At 42.7% G+C, this 14473-nt stretch carries 12 protein-coding genes; all 12 read right to left on the bottom strand.

Annotated features, from left to right (window positions below):
* Window positions 1-65 precede the first annotated feature (65 nt).
* On the bottom strand, window positions 66-2189 hold the full coding sequence (gene pnp, locus BTW01_RS03465; protein ID WP_162101648.1) for a polyribonucleotide nucleotidyltransferase: 2124 nt from the start codon (window positions 2187-2189) through the stop codon (window positions 66-68).
* Between the two features lie 172 nt (window positions 2190-2361).
* Window positions 2362-2631, bottom strand: a complete 270-nt coding sequence (gene rpsO, locus BTW01_RS03460) for a 30S ribosomal protein S15 (RefSeq protein WP_003154182.1) — start codon at window positions 2629-2631, stop codon at window positions 2362-2364.
* A gap of 156 nt (window positions 2632-2787) precedes the next feature.
* Window positions 2788-3738 carry a bifunctional riboflavin kinase/FAD synthetase gene (gene ribF / locus BTW01_RS03455; protein ID WP_162101647.1) on the bottom strand — a complete coding sequence of 317 codons (951 nt, stop codon included), beginning with the start codon at window positions 3736-3738 and terminating at the stop codon, window positions 2788-2790.
* 18 nt (window positions 3739-3756) lie between these two features.
* Window positions 3757-4686 carry a tRNA pseudouridine(55) synthase TruB gene (gene truB / locus BTW01_RS03450; RefSeq protein WP_162101645.1) on the bottom strand — a complete coding sequence of 310 codons (930 nt, stop codon included), beginning with the start codon at window positions 4684-4686 and terminating at the stop codon, window positions 3757-3759.
* Window positions 4687-4767: 81 nt separating this feature from the next.
* Window positions 4768-5121: a 30S ribosome-binding factor RbfA gene (gene rbfA, locus BTW01_RS03445; protein WP_162101643.1), complete on the bottom strand. Its 354-nt coding sequence runs from the start codon at window positions 5119-5121 to the stop codon at window positions 4768-4770.
* 16 nt (window positions 5122-5137) lie between these two features.
* A complete protein-coding gene (locus BTW01_RS03440) occupies window positions 5138-5416 on the bottom strand; it encodes a DUF503 domain-containing protein (RefSeq protein WP_114150544.1) in 279 nt (92 codons plus the stop codon).
* On the bottom strand, window positions 5413-7563 hold the full coding sequence (gene infB, locus BTW01_RS03435; protein WP_162101642.1) for a translation initiation factor IF-2: 2151 nt from the start codon (window positions 7561-7563) through the stop codon (window positions 5413-5415). Before infB ends, BTW01_RS03440 begins: the two co-directional genes overlap by 4 nt.
* Window positions 7564-7582: 19 nt before the next feature.
* Window positions 7583-7885: a YlxQ family RNA-binding protein gene (locus tag BTW01_RS03430; RefSeq protein ID WP_003220946.1), complete on the bottom strand. Its 303-nt coding sequence runs from the start codon at window positions 7883-7885 to the stop codon at window positions 7583-7585.
* Window position 7886: 1 nt separating this feature from the next.
* The gene (gene rulR / locus BTW01_RS03425; protein WP_162101640.1) at window positions 7887-8162 is read right to left on the bottom strand and encodes a glucose-induced regulator RulR; all 276 of its coding nucleotides are present in this window, start codon (window positions 8160-8162) and stop codon (window positions 7887-7889) included.
* 13 nt (window positions 8163-8175) lie between these two features.
* Entirely contained in the window at window positions 8176-9291 is a 1116-nt protein-coding gene (gene nusA, locus BTW01_RS03420) for a transcription termination factor NusA (RefSeq protein ID WP_162101639.1), read from the bottom strand.
* A gap of 34 nt (window positions 9292-9325) precedes the next feature.
* Window positions 9326-9796: a ribosome maturation factor RimP gene (rimP, locus tag BTW01_RS03415; protein ID WP_162101637.1), complete on the bottom strand. Its 471-nt coding sequence runs from the start codon at window positions 9794-9796 to the stop codon at window positions 9326-9328.
* Window positions 9797-10126: 330 nt separating this feature from the next.
* Entirely contained in the window at window positions 10127-14440 is a 4314-nt protein-coding gene (locus BTW01_RS03410) for a PolC-type DNA polymerase III (protein ID WP_162101636.1), read from the bottom strand.
* Window positions 14441-14473: the final 33 nt, after the last annotated feature.

The following is a 14473-nucleotide window of genomic DNA, read 5'->3' as shown; positions in this document are numbered from 1 at the left end:
GCCTGTTTTGTTAAAGCTTCAAAATAAAGAAGCCGGGTCTCCCAGGCTCCTTTTTATGTTTTCATTTAAGATTGTGATTGTTGCTCTTCTTTTTCTTTCTCTTCACGGAGAACCGCTTTACGGGACAAATTGACTCGTCCTTGTTTATCAATTTCAGTGACTTTCACAAGAATCTCGTCTCCGATTTTCACAACATCTTCCACTTTTCCTACGCGTTCAAGCGCAAGCTCTGAAATGTGCACCAAACCGTCTTTTCCACTGAAAATTTCAACGAAAGCTCCGAATTTTTCGATCCGTTTTACTTTACCGAGGTAAAGCTGGCCGACTTCAACCTCTCTGACAAGGTCTTCGATGATTTTTTTCGCTTTTTGGTTACTGCTTTCATCTGTAGAAGAAATAAAGATCGTGCCGTCCTGCTCAATATCAATTTTAACACCGGTTTCTTCGATGATTTTATTGATTTGTTTTCCGCTTGGTCCGATGACGTCGCGAATTTTATCAGGATTAATAGCCATTGTGAAAATCTTAGGTGCATAGCGAGAAAGCTCTTTTCTTGATTCACCTAAAGTCGCAAGCATGCTGTTCAGGATTTCCATTCTTCCTTTTTTCGCCTGCTGAAGCGCTTCTTCAAGAATTTCTCTGGAAAGGCCTTCAATTTTAATGTCCATTTGCAGTGCTGTTACACCTTTTTCTGTTCCGGCTACTTTAAAGTCCATATCTCCGAGTGCGTCTTCCATGCCTTGAATATCAGTCAGAACAGTGTAATGTTCGCCTGATTTGACAAGACCCATCGCGATACCAGCAACCGGCGCTTTAATTGGTACACCGGCATCCATCATTGCAAGTGTGCTGGCGCAAATACTTGCTTGAGACGTAGAACCGTTTGATTCAAGCACTTCTGATACAAGACGGACAGTATAAGGGAAGTCTTTTTCAGACGGAATAACTGGCTCAAGCGCACGCTCACCCAGTGCTCCATGCCCGATTTCACGGCGTCCCGGTCCCCGCATTGGCCCTGTTTCTCCAACGCTGAATTGAGGGAAATTGTAATGGTGCATAAATCGTTTTGACTCTTCAACACCTAAACCGTCAAGGATTTGCACATCCCCTAGAGCACCTAACGTACATACGCTGAGGGCCTGTGTTTGTCCCCTTGTAAACAGACCTGATCCGTGTGTTCTTGACAAAAGACCGACTTCAGAAGAAAGCGGGCGGATTTGATCAACGCCGCGGCCGTCCGGTCTTACTTTATCTTCAGTAATCAGGCGGCGCACTTCATTTTTTACCATCTTAGATAAAATCTGCTTCACTTGCTTAAGTGTATCTTCATCATGCTCTTCGTCTTCGAATTTTGCCACAACAGTCTTTTTCACTTCATTAATGGCAGCTTCGCGGGCATGCTTTTCGTGAACCTGGATAGCTTTCAGCAGATCTTCTTCCGCTAAAGCTTTTACTTTTTCACTAAGCGCTTCATCAATTTCATAAAGTGCAATTTCTGATTTTTCTTTACCGACTGCTGCTACAATTTCTTCTTGGAATGCAATCAGGCGTTTAATCTCTTCATGGCCGAACATAATAGCTTCAAGCATGATTTCCTCAGGAACTTCGTCCGCTCCCGCCTCTACCATGTTAATGGCATCTTTTGTGCCGGCAACGATAAGGTTGATGTCGCTTTTCTCAAGCTGATCAACTGTTGGGTTAATGATAAATTGGTCATCAATGCGCCCGACAGTAACCCCTGCAATCGGTCCTTCAAACGGAATATCCGATACAGAAAGAGCGAGAGATGAACCGAACATGGCAGCCATTTCAGAAGAGCAGTCTTGATCAACACTCATGACAATGCTGATGACTTGCACTTCATTACGGAATCCATCGGCAAACAATGGACGGATCGGACGGTCGATTAAACGGCTCGCAAGAATCGCTTTTTCACTTGGACGTCCTTCTCTTTTAATAAATCCGCCCGGAATTTTGCCTACTGCATATAATCTTTCTTCATAGTTTACAGTAAGCGGGAAGAAATCAAGCGGCTTTGGTTCTTTTGAAGCGGTTGCTGTACTAAGTACTGCTGTATCGCCGTAGCGGATCATCACAGCACCGTTTGCCTGTTTGGCAAGCTGGCCGGTTTCAACGGTAAGCGTTCTTCCGGCCCAATCTATGGTAAAGACATGTTTTTCTTGTCCCATACGATTAAGAACTCCTCTCTTCGTTGTGTGAAATAATCAATTACTCCTATTATGAACGAAATGAATTGAACATATCAATGTCAAAGTAGTATGTAAAAGGATTTCAATGATTTGTTATCATAATTTTCGCTTTAATACGATAAAAAAGCGGGAATCCTCCCGCTTTTTACGATTATCGACGTAAGCCTAGTTTGTTAATTAACTCACGATAACGAGTTACGTCTTTATTACGCAGATACGTAAGAAGATTACGACGCTTACCTACCATTTTAAGAAGACCGCGACGTGAGTGGTGGTCTTTCTTATGAGTACGTAAATGCTCGTTCAAATTGTTAATTGAGTCAGTTAGGATAGCGATCTGAACTTCTGGAGATCCAGTATCAGATTCGTGTGTTTTGAACTCACTGATGAGTTGGTTTTTACGCTCTTGAGTAATTGCCATCCTGTTTCACCTCCAAATTATATTTAGCCCCAGTTACCTAGCAACCGTCGGTGACTTCGGATTGCCAAGCAATGGTTTTAAGACTACGAAAACTATCATACTAAAAATCATGCCTATATGCAAATATTTTAGAATAAAATTTGTGTGCGTTGTATGTTATTTCCGCAAATTGCTGAAATAACGGATAGCTTCCTGTTTATCTTTCTCAATTTGCTCTGTTAATTCTTTGATGCCATTGAATTTCCGCTCACTTCTAATCCGTTTATACCATTCGATTTTTATAGCAGCTCCGTATATCTCCTGATCGAACTCAAACAGATTGACCTCGATGGAGGGCTGATCCGGACGTTTTTCATAAAACGTCGGCTTATAGCCGATATTACAAACGCCATCAAAGACTTCACCATTCACTTCCGCTTTTACGGCATATACACCTGTCGGCGGAACGATATAGCTGTCATTTAAACCGACATTTGCTGTCGGAAATCCGATGGTCCGTCCTCTTTTATCACCGTGAATGACAATTCCTTTTATAAAATAAGGCTTTCCAAGCAGGACATTCGCCAATTCAACGTTCCCGTTTTGAAGCGCAGTACGGATATATGAGGAGCTGATTTTTTTATCTTGCTCCGTTAATTTTTCCACCATTGTGCACGCTGCTTTTCCGTCTAAATCATGCGGCATGGTTTCCATTGTTCCTTTGCCGTATTTGCCGTACGTAAAATCAAAGCCCGCCACTGCGTGCTGTACATTTAGACCGATAATATACTGGTCTGCAAACTGCTTAGGAGAAAGAGAAGCAAATACTTCATTAAATGTAACAACATACAGAATCTCTGTGCCTAATTGTTCAATCTGGTTTATTTTATCTTCCAGAGGCGTAATCAAATCCTTTGGCTCCTGATCCCGTCCCAATACATGAGAAGGGTGAGGATGAAAGGTCATCACAGCTAAAGCCAGTCCCTTTTCTTCGGCGATTTGCTTCGCTGTGCCGATTACCTTTTGATGTCCAAGATGAACGCCGTCAAAATAACCTAACGCCATCACAGACTTTGCCTGCTCCTCTTTTATTAAATGATGAGGATGTGTAATATGTATCGTCTTCACAGAACGGTCACCTTTTTTCTATTGTTCGCTTTTTTGCATCAATACTTTTGCCGGTTTTAACAGCCCTTTTTTTGCTGGATGGGGGAAATAGATCGCCAAACAGCTTCCGGATTCAGTAAAAACAGCTATACGATCTTCGCTTGTCATTTCAGAAAACTGCTCGGGCATCTCTAGCAAAGCCCCGTTTTCTACTTTCTTAGCTAATGTATCACTTATCATCCATTTCGGCAAATGATTGAGCGCCCGCTCAATAGGAACGATATGCTCACCAACGGTTTCAGATTGAACCTGTGCTTCCAGTTCTTCAAAAGAAAAGCATTCATCAAGTGAAAAATCTCCCGATGCCGTACGGATTAAATGAGACATATGAGCCGGATATCCGAGCTTTTCACCGATCATAACCGCCAGTGTTCTTACATAAGTTCCTTTGGAGCAGGTCACTTGAAATCGGAAGCTCGCAGTTTCTCCGTTATGATTAATCTCTGTCGTCAGGGCAATGTCTTCAATAGTAATCATACGTTTCGGGCGTTCTACTTCAATCCCTGCTCTTGCGTACTCATATAACTTTTTGCCATTTACTTTTACCGCAGAATACATAGGAGGAATTTGTTCTTGTTTCCCCTTTAAACTGTTTAACACCTTTTCCACTTCCGCTTTATCAACGTTTTGGTTGACAGGCTTTGTTTCAACCGTTTCACCCGTTTGATCCTCTGTTGTCGTTGAAAAACCAAGCGTGATTTCCGCATCATACGTTTTAGACTTTTCAGTTAAGTATTCGACAATTTTTGTCGCTCTTCCCACACATACCGGCAGCACGCCTGATACTTCTGGATCAAGCGTTCCCGTGTGCCCTACTTTTTTTGTTTTTAACAGTTTTCGGATCTTCATGACACAGTCATGCGATGTCATGCCAATTGGTTTATGTAAAAGGAGAACTCCGTTAACCATTTGTCTTTCACTCCTTCTTTTCGCTGTTCTCTTCAAAACGCAGAAAAGAGGACAGACGATATACGCCTATCCTCTCCATTTTTATTCAGATGGATTCTCTGAATGGATTTCGTGAATCAATGTTTCGATACGATTTCCGTAATCGATTGATTCATCGAACTCAAATTCAATTTCAGGTGTTTTTCGAAGTCTGATGCGGCTGCCGATTTCGGAGCGGATGAATCCTTTCGCTTTAGCCAACCCTTTCAGCGCATCCTCTCGTTTTTTCTCGTCGCCGAGAACCGAGATATACACCTTTGCAATTTGCAAATCACCTGATACACGTACATCTGTTACTGTCAGAAAACCAATTCTCGGATCTTTCAGCTTGCGGCTGATAATGTCACCGAGTTCTTTTTTCATTTGCTCGCCAACACGGTTTGCTCTCATACTCATTTCAATCACCTCTAAGTTAAAACCACTCTGTTCTAGTGATCGTCCGTTCAATTTCAGGAAAAGAATCGATAAACGCTAGGACGCGCTGCAGTTCTTTTTCTGTTTGAACGCGAGAGGAAGAAACAGCGGCGATTCCGAAGCTGGTCCTTTGCCATGTGTCCTGATAGTCAATTTCTGAAATCGAAACATTGAACTTGTTTTGAACCCTGGTTAAAATCCGCTTCAGAACGGCACGCTTTTCCTTTAGCGATCCTGCGTCATAAATGATGCATTCACACTCCGCAAATCCGATCACTTTCTTTCAATTTCTTGCATGACAAACGCTTCAATGATGTCACCTTCACGAATGTCATTGTATTTCTTAATTGTAATACCACATTCATAGCCTTGTGAAACTTCTTTCACATCATCTTTAAAACGTTTCAGAACGTCGACTTCACCCTCGAAGATGACGACGCCGTCACGAATTAACCGGAGACCGCTGTCGCGAGTAATGTTTCCTTCAGTAACATATCCGCCGGCAATGGTGCCGATTTTAGATACTTTGAATGTTTGGCGCACTTCTACTTGACCAATTACTTTTTCTTCATATTCAGGATCAAGCATACCTTTCATGGCAGCTTCAATTTCGTCGATGACTTTGTAAATGATACGGTGAAGTCGAATATCTACATTTTCAGCTTCAGCCGTACTCTTAGCATTTCCGTCCGGTCTCACATTAAACCCGATAACAATTGCATTGGAAGCAGATGCCAGGATAATGTCAGATTCAGTAATCGCACCAACGCCTGTATGGATGATTTTTACTTTAACACCTTCTACTTCAATTTTTTGAAGCGCAGCCGTTAAAGCTTCAGCAGATCCTTGAACGTCAGCTTTTACGATGAGGTTGATGTCTTTTACATCACCTTGTTTAATTTGCTCGAATAAGTCATCAAGACTGAGTTTCGCTTTATCACTGCGCTGCTCTTCAAGCTGTTTCGAAGCACGGGCTTCCCCAACAGAACGAGCTGTTTTTTCATCTTTAAAGACAAGGAATTGGTCGCCCGCTTGAGGGACATCATTTAAACCGGTAATTTCAACCGGAGTTGACGGACCGGCAGTTTTTACACGGCGTCCAATGTCGTTAACCATTGCACGGACGCGGCCGAATGTGTTGCCGACTACGATTGGGTCACCGACATGCAGTGTTCCAGTCTGTACGAGCAATGTCGCAACTGAGCCTCTGCCTTTATCGAGTTGTGCTTCAATCACCGTTCCTTTTGCCTGGCGATTCGGGTTCGCTTTCAGTTCTTCTACTTCACTGACAAGTAAAATCATTTCAACGAGTTCATCAATGCCTTTTCCAGTTAACGCGGAAAGAGGAACAAAAATTGTTTCGCCGCCCCAAGCTTCAGGAACAAGTCCGTATTCCGTCAATTCTTGCATCACACGGTCAGGGTTTGCGGATTCTTTATCAACTTTATTCACAGCAACGATGATTGGAACCTCAGCTGCTTTTGCGTGGTTAATCGCTTCTACTGTTTGCGGCATGACACCGTCATCGGCAGCAACAACGAGAATTGTAATATCAGTTACTTCTGCACCGCGTGCGCGCATCGTTGTAAATGCGGCGTGCCCCGGGGTATCCAAAAACGTAATTTTCTTCCCGTTTTCTTCAATTTGGTAAGCACCGATATGCTGAGTAATCCCGCCAGCTTCTCCTTCAACAACTTTCGTTTTGCGGATGCTGTCAAGAAGCGTCGTTTTCCCGTGGTCAACGTGACCCATGATCGTAACGACAGGAGGACGGATTTCAAGATCCTCTTCTTTATCAGGCTCTTCGTATTTCTCCAGCTCTGTTTCTTCAAGTACAATAACTTCTTCTGTTTCAACGCCATATTCTGATGCAATAAGTTCGATTGTGTCTTTATCAAGCTCTTGGTTAATGGTTGCCATTACACCGAGAAGCATCAGCTTTTTAATGAGTTCTGATGGCTCTTTGCCAAGCTCTTCAGCCAGCGCACCGACTGTTAATGTTCCGGAGAATGTAATTTTCTCAGGAAGCTCTTTTTTCGGCTTTACAGGCTTTTGCTGATATTGGTTTTTATTGTTATTGTTATTGCGTTTATTTTTTTTGTTGTTGTTATTTTTCTTGTTTTTGTTAAATTGATTATTCTGCACGTCATTCTTCTTTCCGTCTCGAATTTTGTTTGGTTGATTTCCAGCTGATTGCTGATTGATCCCTTGCGGCTGTTTGTTTTTGTTCGTTTGTGCTGGCTTTTGAGATGCAGCGGCTGCGCCGCTTTTTTTAAATTTGGCATCAAGCTGTTTAATGGCCTTTTCTTCAAGCATGGCCATGTGATTATTCACTTCTAAATCCATGTTTTTCAGTGCGGTCAAAATTTCCTTACTTGAAACATTTAACGCTTTTGCATATTCATATACTCTCATTTTAGCCATTCGTTCACCCCCAAAAATATTAATCGAGCAAGCTGATTAGCTTATTCGCAAAACCTTGGTCAGTGACGGCGACAACGACACGGGCTTCTTTACCGATGGAGCGTCCAAGAACCGCGCGACTCTCGACTTTTTTATAAGGAACTTTATAATAATTGCACTTGTCGGTTACTTTTTTCGCTGTGTTAGATGATGCATCCTCTGTAAGCAGGACAAGCTTAGCACGCGCATTCCTGATTTCTTTTATGACCAAGTCCTCGCCTGACACGACCTTACGAGCTCGATTGGCCAGACCCAGCAAGGGAAACCATTCCATTCCAGACATTTTATTTTTTCACCTTTTCCGCCAGCTCCAGCAATTCTTCGAAAATCTGGTCATCGATTTGTGATTGAAATTGATTTTGTAAAGTGTGTTTCTTTTTTGCAGCTAAGATACACTCTTTATCCAGCGTTACATATGCACCTCGCCCGTTCTTTTTTCCAGTCGGGTCTACTGAGACATCGCCTTCTTTTGAACGTACAACTCGGATCAGTTCCTTTTTAGGCTTCATTTCACCAGTCACTACACATTTGCGTAACGGGATCTTTTTGTGTTTATTCACCTAAGGTCACCTCTTATTCATCCGATTCAGCAGTTTCAGGCTCCGTAAAGAGCGGCTCATCGTCTTCTTCAAGTTCTCTCGGATAGATTCCAAGTTCTCTTGCGTCCGTTTCGCTCTTAATATCAATCTTCCAGCCTGTCAGTTTAGCAGCCAAGCGTGCGTTTTGTCCTCTTTTGCCGATCGCCAGAGACAGCTGGTAATCAGGAACAATAACAGTTGTCGCTTTTTCTTCTTCATCAACGATGACTTCCAGCACTTTTGAAGGGCTGAGCGCATTCGCGACAAATTCTACAGGATCATTAGACCAGTTGACAATGTCAATTTTTTCACCTTTTAATTCATTGACGATTGCCTGAACACGCTGGCCTTTAGGTCCTACACATGAACCGACAGGATCCACGTCAGGATCATCTGTGCGGACAGAAATTTTCGACCGGTCTCCAGCTTCTCTGGCAACAGATTTTAGCTCGACAGTCCCATCATAAATTTCAGGCACTTCGATTTCAAACAAACGCTTTAACAGGCCTGGGTGTGTTCTTGACACATAAATCTGCGGGCCCTTCGTCGTTTTTTCTACTTTTGTGATATACACTTTAATGCGGTCATGAGGCTTGTAGCTTTCATTCGGCATTTGCTCATTAACCGGCAGCAAAGCTTCAATTTTGCCTAAAGACACATAGATAAACTTATTATCCAGACGCTGAACGATACCTGTCATGATGTCTTCTTCCCGGTCGATAAATTCAGTATATATCACTCCGCGCTCAGCTTCACGCACACGCTGTGTGACGACCTGCTTCGCTGTTTGAGCAGCTATGCGGCCGAAGTCCTTAGGTGTGACTTCGATTTCAACGACATCGCCGACCACATATTCCGGATGGATGCCTTGCGCCTCTTCAATAGAAATCTCCAGTCTTTGGTCGTATACCTCGTCAACGACATCTTTTCTTGCAAATACGCGGATGGAGCCTGTATCACGGTTTAAATCCACCCGTACATTTTGCGCTTGATTAAAATTCCGCTTATAAGCAGAAATTAACGCAGCTTCGATTGCTTCAATGATAATTTCTTTACTGATGCCTTTTTCTTTTTCAAGAATCGTGAGAGCATCTAATAATTCACTGCTCATTTAACGGTCTCCCCCCTTAAAACATTTGTATTCATTAAAATGTAACAGCTAATCTTGCACTAGCTATCTTTTCATACGGAATATTGATCCGTTTCTTTCTTGTTTTGATCGTGATCTCAACTGTCACTGTTTGTCCATCAAATTCAGCCAGTTCACCTTCAAACACTTTTACGCCCTCTATAGGCTCATACGTTTTAATATACACATTTTTCCCAAGTGATTTTTCGAAATCGGCTTTTTTCTTTAGCGGACGCTCAGCTCCCGGAGATGAGACTTCAAGAAAGTAATTTTGGCTGATTGGGTCTGCCTCATCAAGCTTTTCGCTTAAAGCTTCACTTACTTTGGCACATTCCTCAATATCCACACCGTCATCGGAATCAATAAACACGCGAAGGAACCAGCTTTGACCCTCTTTGACAAATTCAATGTCAACGAGTTCCAGCTGAAGGCTGTCTACGATTGGCTGAGCCATTTCTTGAACGGTGTCAGTCACTTTTTTGCTCATGTTCTTCCTCCTTGTGCTGTCGATATCATATTCATCTCGTCACTCTGCATAAAAACCCTGCTTCAGAAGAGCAGGGGCTAAAAAGTAAACGATGAACATGTCGAGACAAAATTCTCCTGTTCAATACAAAAGAGCGGGTTTCCCCACTCTTTGCCTCGGTAATCGTTAGCATTTCCAATAAAACTATACCATAACCATATTTTTATTGCAAATGGATATACGCTTACCTTCATGGCTAAGCAAATGACAGAAACCCTAATATTACGATGGCATTTTTTGTGCTTATGTATGCATAAAAGCAGAATTTCCAGAGAAATTCTGCTTTCCATGTTAGAACAGTGACAGTTGGTTTTGATCAGGCAGTGATTCGAGACAGCCATGACGATCTAAATACTCTAGAATCGTTTTTGACACTTTTCCTCTTTTTTGCAAATCTTCTTTTGAAAGAAATTCACCTTCTTCACGAGCCTTTACAATGTTCAGAGCGGCATTCGTCCCTAATCCAGGAATGGAGTTAAACGGCGGAATAAGACTGTTGCCGTCAATCACAAACTCTGCAGCGCTTGAGCGGTACAAATCGACTTTTTGGAATGAAAACCCTCTCTCACACATTTCAAGCGCTAATTCTAGCACAGTGAGAAGGTTTTTTTCCTTCGGTGAAGCATCAAGCCCCTTGGAGTTAATATCCTCCATTACCGCCTTGATTGCTGTAGAGCCCTTGATCATTGTATCGATATCAAAATCGTCTGCACGAACGGTAAAATAAGCCGCATAATACAGAAGCGCGTGATGCACTTTAAAGTAAGCAATCCGGACTGCCATTAATACATAGGCTGCAGCGTGGGCTTTCGGGAACATGTATTTAATCTTTTTACAAGAATCAATATACCAGTCTGGGACATTGTTATTTCTCATTTCTTCTTCCCATTCAGGTGTTAGTCCTTTTCCTTTACGCACAAATTCCATGATTTTAAAGGCAAGGGACGGTTCAAGCCCTTGATAGATTAAATAAACCATAATGTCATCACGGCAGCCGATAACCTCACTCAGCTCACAAATGTTATTGTGGATGAGTTCCTGCGCGTTGCCGAGCCATACATCGGTTCCGTGAGACAAGCCTGAAATCTGAACGAGCTCGGAAAAAGTTGTCGGCTTTGTATCTTCTAGCATCTGCCGGACAAATCGAGTTCCGAATTCAGGAATTCCAAGAGTTCCTGTTTTACAGCCGATCTGTTCTTGTGTCACACCAAGCGACTCGGTTCCCTGAAAGATCTTCATCACTTCAGGATCATCGGTTGGAATTGTTTTCGGATCAATTCCGCTTAAGTCTTGAAGCATCCGAATGACGGTCGGGTCATCGTGTCCGAGAATATCCAGCTTTAACAGGTTGTCATGGATGGAGTGGAAATCAAAATGCGTCGTTTTCCACTCTGAACCTGTGGCATCTGCCGGGAACTGAATCGGTGAAAAATCATAAATATCCATATAATCCGGAACAACGATAATCCCACCAGGGTGCTGACCGGTTGTACGTTTTACACCTGTACACCCCTGTACGAGCCGATCGATTTCGGCTCCGCGCATGTGAAGATTATGATCTCCGGCATAGCCTTTGACATAGCCGTAGGCTGTTTTTTCTGCAACTGTGCCTATTGTTCCCGCTCGATATACATTGTCTTCGCCGAACAATACTTTTGTGTAATTATGCGCCTGCGGCTGATATTCCCCTGAGAAGTTCAAATCAATATCAGGTACTTTATCCCCTTTAAATCCTAAGAACGTTTCAAACGGAATATCATGGCCGTCTTTTTTCAAAGGCGTTCCGCAATGCGGACATGTCTTGTCAGGCAGGTCAAAACCGGAACCGACAGAACCATCATTAAAGAACTCAGAATGCTGACACTCAGAGCAAACATAGTGCGGCGGCAGCGGGTTCACCTCAGTGATTTCAGTAAGTGTCGCAACTAATGAAGATCCTACGGAACCACGGGAGCCTACGAGATACCCGTCATCCAGTGAACGTTTAACAAGTTTGTGAGAGATTAAGTAAATAACAGCGAAGCCGTGTCCAATGATACTTTTTAATTCTTTTTCAATCCGCGCTTCGACAATTTCAGGCAGCTGTTCGCCGTAAATACTTCTTGCACGCTTGTAGCTCATTTCTCTGATCTCTTCATCCGCGCCTTCGATTTTCGGTGTATACAAATCATCTTTAATCGGCTTGATGTCATCGATTAAAGAAGCAACCTTTTGGGTATTGGTGACAACGATTTCCTTCGCTTTTTCTTCGCCTAAGAAAGAAAATGCCTCAAGCATTTCGTCTGTCGTTCTGAAATGCACTTTCGGCAGTTCATGCCTGTTCAGCGGATTGGCTCCGCCTTGAGAGGATACTAAAATCTTTCTATAGATTTTATCCTCATCATTCAAGTAATGAACATTTCCTGTAGCAACAACCGGTTTGTTTAGCTTTTCACCCAGTTTCGTGATATTTGCAATGATTTCTTTCAGCGATTTTTCATCTCGGACGAGTTCAAGCTCCAGCAAGTGACGGTATACTTCAGGAGGCTGAACCTCAAGATAATCATAGAATGACGCGACATCTTCAACCTCTTCAGGCGACTTTTGCATCATTCCTTCAAAAACCTCTCCCCTGTCACAAGCCGAACCGATCAGAAGCCCTTCCCTGTATTTCTCAAGCTGAGATCTCGGGATACGAGGCACTCTGTAAAAATAATGAATATGGGAAAGTGACACAAGTTTAAATAAATTTTTAAGCCCTGTGCTGTTGACAGCAAGCAATGTTGCATGATGCGGTCTTGACCTTTGATAAGCGTTGGACTGCCCCATATTTTCATTCAGCTCGTCATGATACTGAATGCCTTTTTCATCTGCGTCCTTCAGCATTTTCAAGAGCAAATAAGCAGTTGCTTCGGTATCGTAGATCGCACGGTGATGCTGTGTGAGTTCGATATCAAACTTTTTACAGAGCGTATTCAACCGGTGGTTCTTAAATTCCGGATAGAGAAAACGTCCAAGCTCAAGCGTATCAATGACTGGGTTTTTAGCTTTCTCGACTTCAAGAAGCTTTTTATAGGCTACGTTTAAGAATCCCATATCAAAGCTCGCATTATGAGCGACAAGGATGTCATCGCCGATCCACTCTCTGAAATCTCTTATCACATCTACAGCATCGGGAGCGTCGCGAAGCATATCATCAGTGATGCCAGTCAGCTCTATGATTGTGGCGGAAAGCGGACGATGAGGGTTCGCAAACGCCTCAAATTTATCAATAATTTCTCCGCCTTTTACCTTTACTGCAGCCAGTTCAATAATCGTATCGTATACAGCAGACAGCCCTGTCGTCTCCACGTCAAAAACAACATATGTTTCTTCCTCGAGCAGACGATGTGCAGCATTATAAGCAATCGGCACGCCATCATCAACCAAATTCGCTTCCATCCCGTAGATCATTTTGATGCCATGCTTTTGGGCAGCAGAATACGCATCAGGGAAGGATTGCACGACAGCATGGTCAGTCAAAGCGATAGCTTCATGCCCCCATTTTTTCGCCTGTTCAACTAGCTTTCCAACTCCCGTAACAGCATCCATTTGACTCATAGGAGAATGCAGGTGCAATTCCACTCTTTTTTCTCCTTCAGGTGCTGAATCTTCACGGGTTTTAGCTTTCATTTCGTTTACATCATTTGCGATCATGACGAGATCTCTGACGAAGGTATCATTTTGAATGCTTCCGCGTGCTTTTACCCACATTCCTTTTTTCAGAGACTTCATCAGTGCCGCGTCTTCTTTTTCACGTGCAAACATTTTAATTAAAATGCTGTTTGTATAGTCTGTAATCTTGAAGATGCATAGAGTTCGTCCGCTTTTCAGTTCTCGGGTCTCCACATCAAACACGTAACCTTGGACCGTAATTCTCCGTTCTTCGTCCATGATGCTGTCAAGCGTCCGGATTTCTTCGTTATCTTTAATTTGGTAACCGATGACAAGCGGACCAGACGGCACTTGATCTTCATCACTTTCTTTATCTTTCTTCTCCATTTCAATCAAGGCCTGCATAGCCCGCTCTTGGTCTTCTGCAAGCTTTTGCTCACGGAACTTTTGAACTTCTTGCTCGGATACAAATATGTCGGCATCGAGCTGAAGATCCGGAAAACCAAATTGACGATAGCCTGCTTGAATCATGGAACTATATTTGTTCTTAAGGGCAGCTGCTTCTGTGTCTGTTTTTGTTTTGACAATCAGTTTATTGCCCTTCAGCTTCGGTTTTTGCTGGTTTAAAAGACTGATAATCGGCGGCGAAATGCCTTGCAATTCTTCAATACAGCGTGACCAGTAATCTTGAATTAGACTCTCACTGATCTCGGCATCCTGCACTTCAATTGAAGATGTAACTTTTGCTATGTGGGCAAACGATTGCGTTAGCCTTGTTGTTAATGTGTCATATATTTGGAACGGCAGCAAAGATTTAAATTGAAAATGAAAATGCCAAGACTTTGACGCTTTGTGGATCGTCAATTTTTTAATCTCGCCATCTTCAAAGTATGTCATGAAGGTATCATCTGTCATATTAATCTGCTGCAGAAGAATTTGAAACTGCCTTCTGTTTACTGATAACTGTTCCATTAAGACAGTATCCCTCCCTAAAAACATCATAAG

Origin of the sequence: Bacillus sp. SKDU12, assembly GCF_010093085.1 — a bacterium.
Taxonomy (GTDB): Bacteria; Bacillota; Bacilli; order Bacillales; family Bacillaceae; genus Bacillus; species Bacillus mexicanus.
Note: the sequence above shows the minus strand (reverse complement) of the source record. Positions and strands in the feature narration are given on the sequence as shown.